Below are 17,536 nucleotides of genomic sequence, written 5' to 3' on the forward strand. Positions count from 1 at the left end.
CGCATCGGCATGGCGTTTGCCATCCGGCTCGGACGAGCGTCACATTCGCAATGCGGCATTCAAGCGGTCGATCATGGCCAGGACGTGTTGTTTCTTGTCGAGATTGTAGGTCTCGGTCTCGGATATCGCGTTTTGCGCGTCGTGCCAAGCATCGGACAAGGCGTTGGCCCGTGAAAGGTCGGAGTTGTAGGCAGCTTGCGTCGCCGTATCCGCCAGCAGGTCGAGCGCGCGGCGATTGAAGACGTCGAACTGGATGGCGCTGTCCCTGCCCGCCACCGCATCGGCGAGCTTGTGCGCGGCGCCGATGTCGTTGCGTCCGGACCGCACGATCCTGTCAAGCGCTTCGGCGATCTCCAGCCCGCCATACTGGGTGAGCAGGATGGCAGCGCGCACGCTGCCCCCTGCCCGCTGCACCAGTGCCGCGCGCGCCTCCGGCTCGTCAGGCGCCGGCTGATCGGTGCCGGCAAGGGCTGCCAGCAGCGCATTGTCGTCGAGCGGGGTCAGGCGGATGGTCTGGCAGCGCGAACGGATCGTCGGCAGCAGACTGCCGGGCGCATGGACGATCAGGACGAACAGTGTACGCGCCGGCGGCTCTTCAAGGTTTTTGAGCAGCGCATTGGCGGCATTGGTGTTCATGTCGTCGGCCGGATCGACGATGACGACACGGTAGGCGCCATCATGCGAGGTCATCGACAGGAAACGCGACACTTTTCGGATCTCGTCGACTGTCACGACCGACTTGAAACCCTTGGTCTTATCGTTCTGCGGCCGCGTCAGGTGCAGCACCGAAGGATGCGCGCCGGTGGCAACCTGGCGGAACAGTCCCGACTTCGGGTCTGGATGCGCGAGCTCTTCGGGCGCGCTGCGATAGTCGGGATGACGCAGCAGATGATTGGCGAGGTGAAAGGCCAGTGTCGCCTTGCCGATGCCTACCGGGCCGGCGAGGATAAGGGCATGCGGCAGCTTGCCCGAGCGATAGGCCGCGGTCAGCATCGCGGCCGCCTGTTCATGGCCGAACAGGCGCGGGTTTTCGGCCGGCTCGGCAATGCCGTCGAGCGTGTCGTGTTGTTCGGGGGCGATCCGTTCGAACATCAGGCGTCGGCCCTGGCCCGGCTGCCGGCAGTAGCGCGCGCCTCGAGGGCGGCGAAGACGGCGTCGGTTATCTGGTGCTCGACCTCTTCCTGATCCCTCGATGCGTCGATCAGGATGCATCGCTCAGGTTCGTTCTCGGCAATCGCCAGATAGGCCTCGCGCCGGCGCTGGTGGATCTCTACGGTCTCCTTCTCGAAACGGTCGGCCACATCCTGTCCGCGCCTGGCAGTGGCGCGCCGAAGGCCTTCGGTTGGGTCGAGATCGAGGATCAGCGTCATGTCGGGCATCATGCCATTGATTGCCACGCGCTCGACAGCCGCCATGAAGTCGGGATCGAGGTCGCCCGTAACCCCTTGGTAGACACGCGACGAATCGAGAAAGCGGTCGCACAGCACGATGGCACCACGCTCGACGGCCGGTCGGATCACCTGCTCGACATGGTCGGAGCGCGCGGCAGCAAACAGCAGCGCTTCCATTTCCGGTCCGAATGGCTCGGCGGCACCCGACAGCAGCACATGGCGCACCGCTTCGGCTCCGGGCGAGCCGCCGGGCTCACGCGTAACCAGAATGTCATAGCGCTTGTCGCGAAGCTTGCTGGCCAGGCGTTCGATCTGGGTCGACTTGCCTGCGCCCTCGCCGCCTTCGAATGTGATGAAGAAGCCGCGCGCCAATCCAATGCCTTTCTGTCCGTTGCACCGCACGTCATGCCGCACGAACGGCCTCACGGCATATCTTATGTAGGTGCCGAAGCTCTAGCGTCGAGAGCCGCAAAGGTCCACCCGAACTATCTGAGCCAGCCGACCGCGAGTTCCTTGACCGCGTCGAGGGCGCGGCTTTGCAGTGAACCTACTTCGACAGCCTCTGCGGCATAGAGCGGGGTTTCCTGGCTCAGCGTGTCGCCGATCCAGACCTTGAGCGAGCCGATCGGCGTTCCCTGTGCAATCGGAGCTGCCACCGGGCCGTCATAGACGATGCGTGCCACGAGCCGCTCGCGATTGGTAATCGGTAAAAACAGCGAGATCGGCTTCTGGGCCACCAGCGCGACATGCGATCTGGTGCCGCCAAACACCTGCGCTTCGCCGACTGTCTCGTTGGCGGCAAAGATCTCCGACTTCTCGAAGGATCGCATGCCCCAGTCGAGCAGCTTGCGTGCTTCCTCCGAGCGCTCGCGGTCGCTGGCAAGGCCGGCCATGGCGGCAAACAGCCGCCTGCCCTCTCGGTTGACCGAGCCGACGATGGCAAAGCCTTCGCCTTCGGTGAAGCCGGCAGCCATGCCGTCGGCGCCGATGTCCATGGTGATGAGCGGGTTGCGGTTGCGCTGCAGGATCTTGTTCCAGTTGAACTCCGGCAGGCTGTAGTAGCGGTAGAACTCGGGATAGGTGCGCCAGATGTGCAGGCCGAGCGTGGCGAGCTCACGCACAGTGGTGGTCTGGCCAGGCGCCGGCAAACCGGTCGAATTGACGAATGTCGACTTCTCCAGGCCGATCTCGCGGGCGCGTTCGGTCATCTGCAGGGCGAAATTGGCCTCGGAGCCGGCCATGCCTTCGGCAAGCACGATGCAGCCGTCATTGGCGAGTTGTACAGTAACGCCCTGGATCAGGTCCTCGATGCGGATCTGCGACTTGACCGCGGCAAACATCGTTGACGCCCGCGATGCCGCACCACCGGTGCGCCAGGCGTTTTCACTCACCGCGAAGGTGTCGTCGAGCTTGTAGCGGCCGGACTTGATGGCGTTGAACACCACCTCCATGGTCATCAGCTTGGCCAGCGAGGCCGGCGCCATTGCCTTGTCGGGCTCTTTCGAAAACAGCACCGTGCCGGTTTCGGCATCGATCATGTAGGCTTGTGTTGCCTTGGTTTCGAACAGCTGCGCCTCAGCCTGTCCGGTGAAGGCGAGCGCTGTAAGCAAGCCGATCATCAAGCTGAGCGGCGCGAATAGTCTGAATGTCATGAGAGATACTGCCCCGTTCGGCCCCGTTCCGGTCGAGCGTCCTGAACCTATCAGTCTTCGATCGCCGGGATCAACCGTGGCCGGGCAGATAGCCACAGTTCCTCTTTTGCAGGATCGTGCCTCAGTCGTGAACCGCAAAGGCGTCGGGCGCGCCGTGCGACCAGGCTGCCTTCAGCATGGCGTCGATCGAGGTCTTGCCATCGGGATAGACGTCGACCGAATACCAGGTCTTCCCTTCGAAGTCGGACTGTTCGACCTTGGCGCGGCCATAGGCGGACAGTGCCTTGGCGACGCGCTGGGCTTCGGCGCCGTCTTCGAAGGTGCCGGCCGCGACATAGGCTTCCAGATTCTGCTGGGCGCGCGGACCCGGATTGAGGCGCTTCCAGGAATCGACGATGTCGCTTGACGTCATCGCCTTGCGTTCCAGTGCGGCGAAAGCCCTGGTCGCTCCGCTTGCGGTCTCGCTGGCGTAACCCATGGTGGCAAGCGCCACGCGGGTCTGCGGAACCATCATGCCGTCAGGACGTTCCGGCGCGATCGGCCCGAAATCCGGCAGCACCACGTCGATCATTCCCTGTCCCTGTGCCGCCATGGCTGGCTGCTCGAACTGGACCGCCTGAGCCGCAAGGCTGTTGGCCGGAGCACTGGCCAGTTGGACAGCGGCCGGTGCTGTATTGGTCATCGTGCCTGGAAACGCCGCCGCCTGCCCGACACCAATGTTCGGCGTCGGTCCGTTCATGGCAATCATCACGCCAGCCGGCAGGCCGTCATTGCTCGGATCGGCCATGCCCTTGCCCGGGCGGTAGGATGCAAGCAGGTACTGGTCGTCGCGGCCGTCGAGCGGTGCACGGCCGACATATTCGACCTTCACCTTGGCCGTGCCGCTATGGGCATAGTCGAGCATCTCGGCGGCGCGCTTGGACAGGTCGATGACACGGTCGTTCGAATAAGGCCCGCGATCGTTGATGCGCACGATCACCGATGAGCCGTTCTTGGTGTTGGTGACGCGGGCATAGCTCGGCAGCGGCATCGTCGGGTGCGCTGCGGTCAGATGCGTCATGTCGTAGATTTCGCCATTGGCGGTCAGCCGGCCATGGAAGGCGTCGCCGTACCATGAGGCTCGACCCATTGCGGCGTAGTTCTTGTCTTCCTTGGGATAGTACCACTTGCCGCGCACCTTGTAGGGCTTGCCGGTCTGGTCGCGGCCGCCGCCGCGCGGCAGGTTCGACATCGCCGTCGTCACGCGCGGACTTGCCTTCACGCCATATTCGGACTCGGCGAAATATTCCTTGGAGCGCTTCTTGCCGGCGACTGTGGTCGGCTTCTGGGAGGCGCAGCCGGCAATGAACACAGCGGTCGCTGCGAGAATGCTGATCGTGGCTGCGCGCCCAAGGCGCGTCCGCGTCGAGTTCTGCATTGTCGTGAAGTCCCCTGCCAGTCTACTCCGGCCCTGCCAAACGATCGCAGTGCCGTCACGCATAAAATGGAGTTAGCTCGCGCACCTATCCCCAGTCCCCTATCTGCGCAGCTAATGCTTGCCAGCCTATTAATCGACTGTGGTCCGAAACGGGCGGGATTGTGGCGTAATTGCGGCAAAGACCGCCACGCCTGACCCGCAGCCGCCCCCTCGGCTTTCGATAGGTGGACGCGGCTGCTTTCAATCAGCCTGTTGCTCGGCGCCAGCGGCGTCGATTGCGCGGAAAGATGTCTCGGGCGCCGTTGACGCCGCGCCAAGGACAGCTATAAACGCGGCACTCGTGACCAGATGGTTGCAAGCCCCGTGCGCCTGCCGTCCCGACCATGTCGGCCCAGGCAAATGGTGAAGGGGTGCAATGGTTTGGAGGGATGGCCGAGCGGTTTAAGGCACCGGTCTTGAAAACCGGCGTGGGGCAACTCACCGTGGGTTCGAATCCCACTCCCTCCGCCACCTTGGTATAAAACCGGGAACGCCGATTCCCGCCGATTTCCCTCCCTTAGTGGCTATCAGCGTCCTCAACAGCGTGTTTTTGCTGCCGTTGATGTAGATCGCATCGTCCGCAACCTCGACATGCTGGGCGAAAGCCCGGACGTGATCCCGCCGATAGCCGCCCTTTTCGAGCCGAAGCCCGGTGCGCGCCTCGCTCGCCAGTTCCCGCACGGCCGCGCCTGTAAGGCCCTTATGGGCAGAGTTTTTCAGCATGGCTTCGGTCCTTACGGCGTCGGCCCGTGCCTGATCCCGTATCGCCGTAAGGCCGGCGATGCGTTCGCCGAGGGCGGATTCGGCCGGGTCGAGCGAACCCGCCTCGATGGCGTCATAGAGCCGCTTTAGCCGCATGTCGGCCTCGGCCGCGCGCTGGTTCAATTCGGCGATGTGCTGGCTGCGCCGCTCGACGCTCTCCTGCCGGCGATCCAGCAGCGAGGCGAGCACATCTTCGATCCGCTCGGGGTCCAGCAGCCTTTCCTCGATGTGGCTGACCACGATGCGGTCCAGCTTGTCCATCGGGATCGCGCGGCCCTTGCAGCCGGTTTCGCCCTGCCGTGCCCGGATCGAACAGGCATAATAGCGATAGCGGCCGTTCTTGCCGGTGCGCAGCGTCATGGCCCCGCCGCAATTGCCGCAATAGCAAATGCCGGTCAGCAGGTTCGGGCCGCTGACGACGCGCGGCGGCGTCACCTTCGGATTATTGACCTGCAACCGCTTCTGCACCGCCTCGAATATCTCAAGGTCGATCAACGGCGGCACCGCGACGGTGACGACTTCTTCCTCGGGCTTCACTTCGCCTTTCTTGGACCGGCGATTGAAGCGATGTTCGCCGATATAGGTGCGGCGGGTCAGGACGCGGTGAAGCTGGCCGATGCCCCAACGCCCGCCGCTGCGGGTGAACATGCTGTTCCTGTTGAGGTAGCTGACAATGTTCTTGACGCCCATGGGGCCGGACGTGCCGTCGCCTTCCGATGCGAGGCGGAAGATGAGCCGCACGGTGTCGGCGTGCAGCGGGTCGATTTCCAGCTTCTTCTTCATCTTCGTGCCGCGCTGCTCGGCATCGACGACGCGGTAGCCGATGGGCGGCAACGAACCGTTCCAGAAGCCTTGCCGCGCGTTCTCCTTCAAGGCGCGCAGGACGTGCTTGGCGTTCTCCTTCGACTGGTATTCGTCGAACAGCGACATGATCCGCCGCATCATCTGGTGGATCGGATCGTCACCAAGTTCCTGCGTCATGGAAACGAGCTTGACGCCGTTCTTCGCCAGCTTTCGGTAGTAGTATTCCATTTCAAATTCGTCGCGGAAGAAGCGCGAGAAGCTATGCACTACCACCACGTCGAACGCTGGCGGCTTGGACGTCCCGGCTTCGATCATGCGCTGGAACTCGGGGCGGCGGTCGTTGGTCGCCGATGCGCCCGGCTCGACGAAGGTTTCCACAAGCTGATAGCCGCGAGACTCGCAATAGGCTTCGCCCTGCCGCTTCTGATCGGGGATCGACACGTCATGCTCGGCCTGCCGTGCCGTCGAGACGCGCAGATAGAGCGCGGCGCGCAGGGCGACGTGCGGGGAGTGAATGTTCATAGCGCGCCTCCTTTCGCCGCGCGGCGTTCGAGCAAGGGCAAGTCCAGCTCGACACGATCATGCAGCACCTTGGGAACGACTTTCTGGCCCTCGCCGGGGTCCATGCGGATCAGGCCGTAGCTCGCCATCTTCTTGAGGGTTCGGGACAGGCTGGGCTTCGCCCGTCCCGTGATCCGCGACAGTTCCTCCAGCGAGCCGGGCGACTGCTCGTCGATGACGCGCAGCAGCTCGCGGTTCCCGCTGGAAAGGAGCTGCGCGAAGGATTCCATGGATGTGAACCACACCTTCGGATCGTCCGCCGCCGGCTTTTCCTCGCCCTTGGCGATCCGTATGGTGCGGGCCTTCATTTCGTCGTAGCCGGCAATCCCGACTTTCAGGGTGGTCATGTTACGCCTCGCTCCTTCAATACCGCGTCCACCGCCTGCCAGAAGTCGGCCAGCAGCGTGGCCGCATCCTCGTAGGCGTAGGGCTTCACGGTCTGGAGGCGGTGCCGATGGTCCATCGGCTCGCCGCGCTTGCCTCGGCCGACCGGATGGGCGTTATCGAAGCCGACCAGCCGTTCGCCCGAAGGCCCGTGAAGCGTGAGCGAATAATCGAGGCCGTGCGGCTTTTCCGGCGAGGCCGGAATACGGGTGACGATGAACTTCACCCAATGGCCGCCCTCGGGATCGACGACAAGCACCTGACCGTCGAGGTCCAGAAGCGTGTCGAGGCTCTGGTCACGATCCTCGCTCATGGCTTACTGTTACCATCTGGTGTTAACGGTGGCAAGCCCTTATTGTCAGGATCGGTGTCGATGGCCGAACAGGCGGTCGAGCACATGACCGAAATACCGCTCGAAGATTTGCAGTTCTTCCTCCGTGATCGGCACCTTCTCGGGCCAGTCGTCGAAGACCGGCAGCGTCTCAACATCGACGATGCGAAGCGGCGAGCTGCGGCGTTCCCGGCCGTCTGGCGTGGGTTCGTCGGCGTAGTCGAAAAGATCGTCGGGAAGTGCTTCGGGGACCGGGTGTCGCGGTCGCCCTTTGCGGGCGCGGCGGCGCTCTGCGCACATGGAATCCTCCTTGGTTCTGATGGATTCCGGGGCGCTACAGGCCCCGGAATTAGGCGAACCATGGAGGGCAGTCGGCGGCCTGTAGCGTGCCGCATTTGCGCCTATGCGCTGGCGGCACCCCTGCCGGGATGGGACTTAGCTGGCGGCCCGCCGCGCCTTGGCGAAACCGCGATCCGTGGCGATGAAGTGTTGAAGCATCGGCACGATGAGCTTGGCGGGATCGGCGACGGGCTGGCCGCTCTGGCGAGCCAGCACCTCGGCATAGGCGATAAGATCGCGGTTAAGGGCTGCGGGCAGCTCCAGCATGACCTTCACGGGCTTGTCGTCGGGTAGCGGGCCGAGTTTCAGCTTGGTCATGGTCAACCTCCTGCCGGCTCGAACACAAGGTCGCGGGTGACGATAATCCTGACCGGGAAACCGGGCCGGATAGTGAGCGTCGGCGCGACCTGCAACTGGCGCTGCACGATCTGCTGGCCCGCCTGATTGACGGTATCCTGCGCCCCGTCGCGGATGGCCCGGATAAGTCGGTCCTCGTCGCTCGTCGCCAGCTCCGTGCCGACTGCGAGCAACGTGGACAGCCCTGCGGCCTTCATCAGATCCCACCAATGATAATCGACGCCATCCTCAAGGCCGGCATAGCCGCTGGCGTCCGCGCCCGGCAGGCGCTCAAGGACAATGGAACGGCCGCCCGGCAGAATCAGGCGATTCCACACCAGCAACACCCGACGCTGGCCGAAGGTCACTCCGTCATCGTATTGGCCGATGATGCGGGTGCCCTGCGGGATCAGGAGCAGCGAGCCGGTCGGGCTGTCATAGACGTTCTCCGTCACTTGTGCGGTGATCTGGCCGGGCAGATCGGAACGGATGCCGGTTATCAACGCGGCGGGGATCACGGCCCCAGCCTGAAGGATGTAGGGCGATGCCGGCGGCGTGACACGATCCGGCGCGACGGTCTGCCGGTCCACGGGTCCATTGAGGAACGCCGTGTGCCGGTCCTGCGTCGCTGGCTGTCCGCCGAGGCCGAGACCGGCAAGGCCGGGCATGGCCGTCCCTGCCGGCGTTCCGGTGCGCGGGCCGGACTGGAAAAACACGTTGCTCAAGCGCGCGGCTTCTTCCTCGGCCCTGCGGCGTTCTTCTTCGGGATCGACGGCAGGCGTCGTCATGACGGGCGGCACGACTGGCTGGCCCCGGTTCTGTGCGTCGAGGATCGGACGGCCGAGGTCGCCGGGCAGCGCCGGCCCCAGGACCGGGCCGGTGTAGTCACGCGGCAGGCCGGCGAGACCGTCCGCCGTGGGACGGTTCTCGGTCGAATAGAGTTCGTCGCCTCCCGGCCCCGCGTCGCGGGTCTGGAGCGCGTAGATCAGCGCGCCGCCGATGCCGAGCAAGGCGACGGCGCCGACGCCTGCCAGCATCTTGCGGGACAGGCGGGTAACGCGGGGCGGTTCGGCGCGCAGGCGCATGGTCGGAGCAGTATCGGCAATGATGTTGTCGGTCATGACGCGGAGCCTCCAGTCACGCTGGCGGGCTGCGCGCCTGCCGCCTGCGTCAGGTTGGTGCGGACGATCCTGACGACCTGCTGTCGGTCGTCGCTGCCAAGGCGTAGCTCGGCCGCGCCGAACAGGCGGTCCACGATCAGGACGTTCTGGTGGATGCGGGAATTGACGATCTGCGGCTCGCCGTTCGATCCGAGCACGAAGATCGGCGGCATCTCGCCCTGCGCGATCCCCGCCGGGAAGACGACATAGACGCGCCGGCCATCGTCGAACACGGAAACCGGCCGCCATGGCGGGTTGTCGCCCTGCACCTGCAAGCCATAGCGGTAGTTCCTCGCCGCTTCGGCCGGGATGACCGGCGCGGCCGGGACGGTCTGGCGCTGGCCGGGCGGCGGCGCGGGATAGGCCCAAGCTACGGCTGGCATGTAGAGCGATTCCCGCGCGCGCAGCTCGATCATGTAGGTGCGTCGGTCGGTGGTGACGACAAGGTTGGTGGAAATATCCGGCCGCGTCGGCTTCACGAGGATATGGACACGGCGGTTCGCCCCGCTGCCGCTCTCGGTGTCGCCGATGACCCAGCGGGCGGTATCGCCTGCCGCGATCGGCCCCGCACCTGTCAGGCTCTCGCCCGGCTCCAGCGCAATGGTCGTGATCTGCCCGACTGCGGCATAGACCTGATAGAGCGCGCCTTCACTCCACGGGAAAACCTGTATGGCGTTGTAGTAGCCTTCGCGGCGCGGTTCGACGCGGGCGGCGGCATTGGCGTTCTCGACACGGCCGGTCGGCGTGCCTGCGGCGGTGCCGCCGCGCGCCACGGTCCACGCCGGGGGCACATGCAGCGGCCGGGGTGTGTTGTCGGTTGCCGCCGCCTGCACGGTTGGCAGCGGCGGCACGCTGGCATCGTAGCTAAACTGTGGCGTCCGGTTGGTGGCGCAGCCTGCGAGCATAGTGGCCGAAAGCAGCATGGCCGCGATTGTGGGGGTGCGGGTGATCGTCCTCATTGGCTCATCTCCCGCGACCACGAAATTGCATTGACGTAGATTCCCAGCGGATTAGCGCGCAGGCGCTCGGCGTCGCGCGGCGGCTGGATGACGATGGTGAGGATGGCCGTCCATCGTTCCGTGCTGGAAAGCTGGCCGTTCTCGAAATGGCGTTCGGTCCACGCGACGCGGAAGCTGTTGGGGGACGCCCGGATGACGCTCGACACCTCGACGGCGACTTGCTGGCGGCCGACCTTGGCAAAAGGATCATTGGCACGGGCGTAATCGTTGAGCGCCGCCGCGCCGCGATCCGTGGTCCATTCATAAGCCCGAAGCCAGTTCTGGCGGACGATGATCGCGTCGGCCGGGATCGCGCGGACCTGCTCGATGAAGCGGCCGAGATGGAAAGCGATTTGCGGGTCAGTGGGGCGATAGTCGGCATTGGCTGGCGCGACGGTCTGCGCCTGACCGAGATTGTCCACCTGAACAACCCAAGGCACTACGGTCCCGCGTGCGGACTGCCAGACCAATGCCGAGGCAAATCCGGCTGACAGGATCAGCGAGCCGAAGGCCATGAGCCGCCAGTTCCGCGCCTGCACGCGGGCCGAGCCGATACGCTCGTCCCACACTTGCGCGGCGCGCTGATAGGGCGTCTCGGGTTCCGGCGTCTTGCCGTAATGGGTTGCTGGTCGTTTGAAGATGCTCATGAGCGGTCACTTTCAGAGAGGTTGACGGAGGAGCCGGAGCCGTGGCTGTCGCCGGACCGCACCGCATGGGCGGTCATGGTGGTGCCGTGGTTGAGGGTCTGCCGGCGCTGCATCCGCTGCGCCCAAGCCGGAGGGCTGCCGGCCGGGCTGGATGGCGCGGCTGCGGGATCGGCGCTTGCACCGCCGACCGTGCCCATCGTGGAGCTGCCGCCCGTCACGCCGAAACCGGCCTTTGCGCCAGCGGAGAAGCTGGATTTGACGCTTTCGCTTGCTTGGGATGTTGCGCTGGAGGCTGCGCGTTTGAGCGGCGAGACGGCGGCCGAGCCTGCCGCTCGGGCGACACCACCGAGGCCGGAGGCAACGCCCGCCGCGCCGGACTGGCCGAGCGAGCCGAGGCTATAGGCAGCGGTCGCCGCGCCCGCGGCGGTCGCGCCGCCCCGAACGGCCGCGGCCCCAGCGGACAGGGCAGCAGCGCCGCCCTTCGCCGCAAGCATGGCCCCGCCGCCAGCCGCCGCGCCGCCGGCAAGCACCATGCCGCCAGCGGCGAGGCCCGTACCAACGGCCGCTCCCGCGCCGAGCTGCGGCCCGCCCGATACGATGCCGTTGGCGATGCCGGGACCGAAGATGCCGAGGCCGAGCAGCGACAGGGCTGCCAGCACAATCGCCATGGCGTCGTCGATGGTCGGGGTTGCCCCGCCGAAACCAGCCGTGAATTGCGAAAACAAGGTGCTGCCGATGCCGATGATAACGGCGAGGACCAAGACCTTGATGCCGGACGACACCACGTTGCCCAAGACCTTCTCGGCCATGAAGGCGGTCTTGCCGAACAGGCCGAAGGGGATGAGGACGAAGCCGGCAAGCGTGGTCAGCTTGAACTCGATCAGGGTGACGAAAAGCTGGATGGCGAGGATGAAGAAAGCCAGCACCACCAGCACCCATGCGAACAGCAGGCACGCGATCTGGATGAAGTTCTCGAAGAAGGCGATCCAGCCCATCAAGTCGGAAATGGATTCGAGCAGCGGGCGGCCGGCGTCGAGGCCGGTCTGTGCGACGCGGCCCGGCCGCATCAGATCGGTGACGGAAAAGCCGGTGCCCGACGCCATGAGGCCGAGGCCGGCGAAGCTCTCGAAGACGATGCGCGCGAGGTTGTTCCAGTTGGAAATGATGTAGGCGAAGACGCCGACGAACAGCGTCTTTTTCACCAAGCGCGCGATGATGTCGTCATCCGCGCCCCATGCCCAAAAGAGCGCGGCGAGCGTCACGTCGATCACGATCAGGGTGGTCGCAATAAACGCCACCTCGCCGCCGAGCAGGCCGAACCCGCTGTCGATGTAGGAGGTGAATACGCCTAGAAACGAGTCGATGACGCCCGTGTTGCCCATGGTCAGCGCCCTTCGCTGGATTGCGGTGCGGCGGGCGCTGGCGTGCGACCGAGGAAGCGGTCGCGGGATTCAGCCCATGCGGCGAGGCAGCCGGCGTCACTCGCCGCCGCCTCGCCGAGCTGCTGGCAACGGCGCAGGGTTTCGCGCAGGGGATCGGCCGGGGGCTGGAAGGCCGAGGCCGGGGGCAGCGCGGAAGGTTCATCCTTCCGCGCCATGTCGATTGCGGTCGCCGTGACGGCGATGGCGATGAACACCACGGCCCCGAGCCGGGCCAGCATCTTGCCGTCCATGGCGAGCCTCCCGGTCAGTTGTTGCCGTTGAACATCTGCGCGTTGCCGGGCTGGTAGCCCGAACCCGGCGTGAGGAAGCGGCGGCGCTGCTCGCGGCCCTGTTCGGCGGCGGCGGCGCGTTCCGCTTCGGTCAGCGCGTCGGCGCGGCCGTTCGCCGAGATGACCGCGATCAGGTCGGAAAGCTGTTGCGACTGGAGAGCAAGGAGCTGGTTGCCGGCCTGCGTGGCTTGCAGCGCGCCGGTCGCGCCCTGACTCTGGCCGACAAGCGCGGCCATCTCGGCGCGGTTACCGTCGATGTTGCCGACCGCACCCGCCTGAACGCGCATCGCGTCCTGCAAGCCGCCGACCGTATTCTCCCAGCGGCTCCGCGCGTCGGCAACAAGCTGGGCGTCGGTCGTCGAAAGCGAGACGTTGCCATATTGCTGCTGGAACGCTTGGTCGATCTGCCCGACCTCGAACGCGATGTTCTGCGCTTGGCCGAGAAGCTGCTGCGTGCGCTGGACGTTCTGCTGGAGCTGCTGGAGCGACGAATACGGCAGGCTCGCCAGATTGCGGGCCTGATTGATGAGCATCTGCGCCTCGTTCTGGAGGCTGGTGATCTGGTTGTTGATCTGCTCCAGCGTGCGCGCTGCCGTGAGCACGTTCTGCGCATAGTTGCTCGGGTCATAGACGATGCGGCCGAAGCCGAATTGCGCATGGGCCGGGCTTGCCAGCATGGGCGACAGCGCGACGGGCACGGCGAGCACCAGCCCAAGGGCCGAGGCCCCGACGATCTTGGAATAGGTCATGGAAGAATCTCCTGTGTGGGGTGGGTATCCGGCACGGCCGGCGCGGCGGATTCCGGCCGGTCGGCAAGATTGGTGAGGTTCGGGATCAGCTCGGCCGCCCACTCGACGCCGCGCTCGCGCAGCCATGCGGCGAGGAAGCCGTCGCGGCCGTGTTCGGCGACGATCTGCGCAATGAGGGTCTGGTCGGATTTGGCGGATGCGGCGCAGAGCGCGAGGCCGACTTCGGACAGGCCAAGCTCGAACAGGCGATTGCCGCGCCGTGACTGGCAGTAATAATCCCGCTTGGGCGTGGCCCTTGCGAGGATTTCGATCTGGCGGTCATTGAGGCCGAAGCGGCGATAAATGGCCGTGATCTGCGGTTCGATGGCCCGCTCGTTTGGCAGCAAGAGCCGCGTCGGGCAGCTCTCGATAATCGCGGGCGCGATGTTGCTGCCGTCGATGTCGGACAGGCTTTGCGTGGCGAAAATGACGCTGGCGTTTTTCTTGCGCAGCGTTTTCAGCCATTCGCGGAGCTGGCCGGCGAAACCCTCGTCGTCGAGCGCAAGCCAACCCTCGTCGATGATGAGCAGCGTTGGTCGCCCGTCGAGCCGGTCGCCGATACGATGGAACAGATAGGCGAGCACGGCGGGAGCCGCGCCGGTCCCGACAAGGCCCTCGATCTCGAACGCCTGCACGTCCGCCGATCCCAAATGCTCTGTCTCGGCGTCGAGCAGCCGGCCATAGGCACCGCCGACGCAGAACGGACGGAGCGCCTGTTTCAGATCGTTGGATTGCAACAGAACGCTGAGGCCCGTGATCGTCCGTTCTTCGACCGGCGCGGACGCCAACGAGGTCAGCGCCGTCCAAAGGTGCTCCTTCACCTCCGGCGTGATCGACAGCCCCTCGCGCATGAGGATGGCGGCGATCCAGTCGGCCGCCCATGCGCGTTCATGGATGTCGTGAACGCGGGCAAGCGGTTGCAGCGCGACGCCATCGTAGAGGGGATCGAGCGCGGCTAGCGCCCGGTCGATGGGATCGGTCTCGTCTACGGGCGGTGCGGAGGCGCTGTTGCCGCCGAGATCGTGCCAGTCGCCGCCCATGGCCAGCGCGGCGGCGCGGATGCTACCGCCAAAGTCGAAGGCGAAGACCTGTGATCCTGCATATCGGCGAAACTGCAAGGCCATGAGCGCGAGCAGCACGGACTTGCCCGCGCCGGTGGGGCCGACGACAAGGGTGTGGCCCACATCGCCGACATGAAGGGAAAACCGGAACGGGGTTGAGCCTTCGGTCCTAGCGTAAAGCAATGGAGCGTCGCCGAGATGCTCGTCCCGTTCCGGCCCCGCCCACACCGCTGAAAGCGGGATCATGTGGGCGAGATTCAATGTGCTGATGGGCGGCTGGCGGACATTCGCGTAGGCATGTCCGGGTAGTGAGCCGAGCCATGCGTCAACCGCGTTGACGCTCTCGGGCATGGCGGTGAAGTCGCGGCCCTGAACGATCTTCTCGACCAGGCGCAGCTTCTCGTCGGCAAGGCGGGGGTCGGCATCCCAAACGGCGACGGTCGCCGTGACGTAAGCCATGCCCGCCACATCCGCCCCAAGCTCTTGCAAGGCCATGTCGGCATCGAGCGCCTTGTTCGCGGCGTCGGTGTCCACCAGCGCGGACGCCTCGTTGGTCATGACTTCCTTGAGGATCGCCGCGACGGATTTGCGCTTGGCGAACCACTGGCGGCGGATGCGGGTCAGGAGCTTGGTGGCGTCCACCTTGTCGAGCAGGATCGCGCGGGTGCTCCACCTGTAAGGAAACGGCAGCCGGTTCATCTCGTCCAGCAGGCCGGGCGTGGTCGCGCTGGGAAATCCCACGATGGTCAGCACGCGCAGATGCTGGTCGCCAAGGCGCGGCTCCAGCCCGCCGGTCAAAGGCTGGTCGGCCAGCAACGCGTCGAGGTGCATCGGCACCTCGGGCACGCGCACGCGATGCCGGTTGGTCGAAATCGTCGAATGCAGGTAGCTCAGCGTCTCGCCGTCATCCATCCAACGGCACTCGGGCATGAAGCCGTCGAGCAAGGCCAGCACGCGGTCGGTTCGGTCGATGAAGCCGCGCAGGGCTTCCCAAGGGTCCACGCCAGTCTTGTCCCGGCCCTCGTAGAGCCAAGATTCTGCGCGGGCGGCTTCCTCGGCCGGAGGCAGAAAAAGGAATGTCAGAAAGTAGCCGGATACGAAATGCGTGCCGGCTTCCTCGAAACCGGCCTTCCGTTCTGCATCGACCAGCGCCGAGGCGGGATCGGGAAAGGTGCTGTCGGGATAGGTCGCGGCCTCGCTGCGCTGCGCTTCGACGAAGATGCTCCAGCCGGAGCCGAGACGGCGCACGGCGTTGTTGATGCGGCCGGCGACGGCGACCAGCTCGGCGGCGACGGCGGAATCCAGATCGGGGCCGCGAAACTTCGCGGTGCGCTGGAACGAGCCGTCCTTGTTGAGCACGACGCCCTGACCGACTAATGCGGCCCATGGCAGATAGTCGGCGAGCCGGGCGGCGGTGCGGCGGTATTCGGCAAGGTTCATCATGGCCGCGCCCTCACACCGCCAGATGGCCGGGGATGCGGATGTGCCGCCGCCCGACCTCGACGAATTGGGGATCGCGCTTCGCCGCCCACACGGCCGCGAAATGGCCGATGGCCCATAGGGCGAGGCCGACAAGCCAGAGACGCAGGCCGAGGCCCACGGCCCCGGCCAGCGTCCCGTTCATGATGGCGATGGCGCGCGGGGCGCCGCCGAGCAGGATATGCTCGGTCAACGCCCGGTGGACCGGGATCGTGAAGCCCGGCACCGCGTCGAGCTGTTCGAGGCCGCCCGCCATCAAACGAGCGCCCCGCCGCCGAAGCTGAAAAAGCTCAAGAAGAACGAGCTGGCCGCGAACGCGATGGACAGGCCGAACACGATCTGGATCAGGCGACGGAAGCCGCCGCTGGTGTCGCCGAACGCGAGGGTGAGGCCCGTCACGATGATGATGATGACGGCGATGATCTTGGCGACCGGCCCCTCGATGGACTGGAGGATTTGTTGCAGGGGCTGTTCCCATGGCATCGACGAACCGGACGCATGGGCGGCCGGAGCGAGCATGAGACTGATGACAAGGGTAGATGCGGCGGTCGCGGCGAAGCGATAGCCGCGCGAAATCGTGCGGATCATGAATGTTCTCCTGTGCTGGTTGGGATTGCCAATGGGATGGGATGCGTGACGCGGTAGTCGCCGTCCGGCCCTAGCCCCTCGACGCGGGCAAGCTCGGCCAGCCGGCGCGCGGAGCCGCGCCCGGAAAGGACCGCAACAAGGTCGATGGTCTCGGCGATCAGGGCGCGCGGGACGGTGACGACAGCCTCTTGAATGAGCTGTTCAAGGCGACGCAGCGCACCGATGCCGGTGCCGGCATGGATGGTGCCGATGCCGCCGGGGTGCCCCGTGCCCCACGCTTTCAGGAGGTCGAGGGCTTCCGATCCGCGCACCTCGCCGATGGGGATGCGGTCGGGGCGCAGGCGCAGCGAGGAACGGACCAGATCGGAAAGCGTCGCCACGCCGTCTTTCGTCCGCATGGCGACCAAGTTGGGCGCGGCGCATTGCAGCTCGCGCGTGTCCTCGATGATGACGACGCGATCCGCCGTCTTCGCCACCTCGGCGAGCAGCGCGTTGGTCAGCGTGGTCTTGCCGGTGCTGGTGCCGCCCGCCACGAGGATGTTGGCGTGGGAGGAAACGGCCGCGCGTAGCGTCGCGGCTTGATCGGCGGACATGATGCCCGCCGCCACATAGTCGTCGAGACTGAACACGATGCTGGCGGGCTTGCGTATGGCGAAGGTCGGGGCGGCGACCACGGGCGGCAGCAAGCCCTCGAATCTTTCGCCTGACTCCGGCAGCTCGGCCGAGACGCGGGGGCTGCGGGCATGAACCTCCGCGCCGACATGATGTGCGACCAGCCGAACGATGCGTTCGCCATCGGCAGCGGATAGGCGCTCGCCCGTGTCGGACAGTCCTTCGGACAGGCGGTCGATCCACAACCGCCCGTCCGGGTTCAGCATCACCTCGACCACGGCCGGGTCTTCGAGCAGCCGGGCAATGGCGGGGCCGAGCGCGGTGCGCAACATGCGTGCGCCGCGCGCAATGGCTTCCGGTTTTTGGTGGTTGGTGGTCATGTCGGCCCCGGCTTGTGGCGGGGCGCGACAGGCGATCCCCGGATCGGGGTCGATTAAGAGAGGCCGAAATCCGGCTGGTTCAACAAGTATCTAGCT

General features: G+C 65.7%; 19 protein-coding genes and 1 tRNA gene. 1 reads left to right on the forward strand and 19 read right to left on the reverse strand.

Annotation, left to right across the window (positions count from 1 at the left end; genetic code table 11):
* Window positions 1–39 precede the first annotated feature (39 nt).
* From N7E70_RS17230 to N7E70_RS17245, 4 genes are all read right to left on the reverse strand, one after another.
* Window positions 40–1,095: a DNA polymerase III subunit delta' gene (locus N7E70_RS17230; RefSeq protein WP_263007075.1), complete on the reverse strand. Its 1,056-nt coding sequence runs from the start codon at window positions 1,093–1,095 to the stop codon at window positions 40–42.
* A complete protein-coding gene (gene tmk / locus N7E70_RS17235; RefSeq protein WP_067961936.1) occupies window positions 1,092–1,763 on the reverse strand; it encodes a dTMP kinase in 672 nt (223 codons plus the stop codon). The genes N7E70_RS17230 and tmk overlap by 4 nt, the downstream gene beginning before the upstream one ends.
* Before the next feature lie 113 nt (window positions 1,764–1,876).
* Window positions 1,877–3,043, reverse strand: a complete 1,167-nt coding sequence (locus N7E70_RS17240) for a D-alanyl-D-alanine carboxypeptidase family protein (protein WP_263007065.1) — start codon at window positions 3,041–3,043, stop codon at window positions 1,877–1,879.
* Window positions 3,044–3,164: 121 nt separating this feature from the next.
* Window positions 3,165–4,460, reverse strand: a complete 1,296-nt coding sequence (locus N7E70_RS17245; RefSeq protein ID WP_263007066.1) for a septal ring lytic transglycosylase RlpA family protein — start codon at window positions 4,458–4,460, stop codon at window positions 3,165–3,167.
* Window positions 4,461–4,882: 422 nt separating this feature from the next.
* Between N7E70_RS17245 and N7E70_RS17250 the strand changes: the two genes are divergently transcribed.
* Window positions 4,883–4,970: transfer RNA gene (locus tag N7E70_RS17250), tRNA-Ser, on the forward strand.
* On the opposite strand, the gene N7E70_RS17255 is transcribed toward N7E70_RS17250, so the two are convergent.
* The 15 genes from N7E70_RS17255 to trbB all read right to left on the reverse strand — a co-directional run bounded on the left by N7E70_RS17255 (window position 4,938) and on the right by trbB (window position 17,440).
* The gene (locus N7E70_RS17255) at window positions 4,938–6,587 is read right to left on the reverse strand and encodes a recombinase family protein (protein WP_263007067.1); all 1,650 of its coding nucleotides are present in this window, start codon (window positions 6,585–6,587) and stop codon (window positions 4,938–4,940) included. The genes N7E70_RS17250 and N7E70_RS17255 overlap by 33 nt on opposite strands.
* On the reverse strand, window positions 6,584–6,973 hold the full coding sequence (locus tag N7E70_RS17260; RefSeq protein ID WP_263007068.1) for an HVO_A0114 family putative DNA-binding protein: 390 nt from the start codon (window positions 6,971–6,973) through the stop codon (window positions 6,584–6,586). Before N7E70_RS17260 ends, N7E70_RS17255 begins: the two co-directional genes overlap by 4 nt.
* Window positions 6,970–7,323: a toxin-antitoxin system TumE family protein gene (locus tag N7E70_RS17265; RefSeq protein WP_263007069.1), complete on the reverse strand. Its 354-nt coding sequence runs from the start codon at window positions 7,321–7,323 to the stop codon at window positions 6,970–6,972. The genes N7E70_RS17260 and N7E70_RS17265 overlap by 4 nt, the downstream gene beginning before the upstream one ends.
* A 45-nt stretch (window positions 7,324–7,368) precedes the next feature.
* Window positions 7,369–7,641: a hypothetical protein gene (locus tag N7E70_RS17270; protein ID WP_263007070.1), complete on the reverse strand. Its 273-nt coding sequence runs from the start codon at window positions 7,639–7,641 to the stop codon at window positions 7,369–7,371.
* Between the two features lie 135 nt (window positions 7,642–7,776).
* On the reverse strand, window positions 7,777–7,998 hold the full coding sequence (locus N7E70_RS17275; protein WP_263007071.1) for a DUF2274 domain-containing protein: 222 nt from the start codon (window positions 7,996–7,998) through the stop codon (window positions 7,777–7,779).
* 2 nt (window positions 7,999–8,000) lie between these two features.
* On the reverse strand, window positions 8,001–9,137 hold the full coding sequence (locus tag N7E70_RS17280; RefSeq protein ID WP_263007072.1) for a TrbI/VirB10 family protein: 1,137 nt from the start codon (window positions 9,135–9,137) through the stop codon (window positions 8,001–8,003).
* Window positions 9,134–10,135, reverse strand: coding sequence for a P-type conjugative transfer protein TrbG (gene trbG / locus N7E70_RS17285; protein WP_263007073.1), 1,002 nt, complete (start codon window positions 10,133–10,135; stop codon window positions 9,134–9,136). Before trbG ends, N7E70_RS17280 begins: the two co-directional genes overlap by 4 nt.
* A complete protein-coding gene (trbF, locus tag N7E70_RS17290) occupies window positions 10,132–10,821 on the reverse strand; it encodes a conjugal transfer protein TrbF (protein WP_263007074.1) in 690 nt (229 codons plus the stop codon). The genes trbG and trbF overlap by 4 nt, the downstream gene beginning before the upstream one ends.
* A complete protein-coding gene (gene trbL, locus N7E70_RS17295) occupies window positions 10,818–12,203 on the reverse strand; it encodes a P-type conjugative transfer protein TrbL (protein ID WP_269441407.1) in 1,386 nt (461 codons plus the stop codon). The genes trbF and trbL overlap by 4 nt, the downstream gene beginning before the upstream one ends.
* A 2-nt stretch (window positions 12,204–12,205) precedes the next feature.
* Entirely contained in the window at window positions 12,206–12,493 is a 288-nt protein-coding gene (trbK-alt, locus tag N7E70_RS17300; protein ID WP_263007077.1) for a putative entry exclusion protein TrbK-alt, read from the reverse strand.
* A 14-nt stretch (window positions 12,494–12,507) separates the two neighbouring features.
* On the reverse strand, window positions 12,508–13,281 hold the full coding sequence (trbJ, locus tag N7E70_RS17305) for a P-type conjugative transfer protein TrbJ (RefSeq protein WP_263007078.1): 774 nt from the start codon (window positions 13,279–13,281) through the stop codon (window positions 12,508–12,510).
* On the reverse strand, window positions 13,278–15,824 hold the full coding sequence (trbE, locus tag N7E70_RS17310) for a conjugal transfer protein TrbE (protein WP_263007079.1): 2,547 nt from the start codon (window positions 15,822–15,824) through the stop codon (window positions 13,278–13,280). The genes trbJ and trbE overlap by 4 nt, the downstream gene beginning before the upstream one ends.
* Before the next feature lie 10 nt (window positions 15,825–15,834).
* Window positions 15,835–16,116 carry a VirB3 family type IV secretion system protein gene (locus tag N7E70_RS17315; protein WP_263007080.1) on the reverse strand — a complete coding sequence of 94 codons (282 nt, stop codon included), beginning with the start codon at window positions 16,114–16,116 and terminating at the stop codon, window positions 15,835–15,837.
* Window positions 16,116–16,448, reverse strand: a complete 333-nt coding sequence (locus N7E70_RS17320) for a TrbC/VirB2 family protein (protein ID WP_263007081.1) — start codon at window positions 16,446–16,448, stop codon at window positions 16,116–16,118. Before N7E70_RS17320 ends, N7E70_RS17315 begins: the two co-directional genes overlap by 1 nt.
* Window positions 16,445–17,440, reverse strand: coding sequence for a P-type conjugative transfer ATPase TrbB (gene trbB, locus N7E70_RS17325; protein ID WP_263007082.1), 996 nt, complete (start codon window positions 17,438–17,440; stop codon window positions 16,445–16,447). The genes N7E70_RS17320 and trbB overlap by 4 nt, the downstream gene beginning before the upstream one ends.
* Between the last annotated feature and the right edge of the window lie 96 nt (window positions 17,441–17,536).

The organism is Aminobacter sp. NyZ550, from assembly GCF_025628925.2.
Classification (GTDB): domain Bacteria; phylum Pseudomonadota; class Alphaproteobacteria; order Rhizobiales; family Rhizobiaceae; genus Aminobacter; species Aminobacter ciceronei.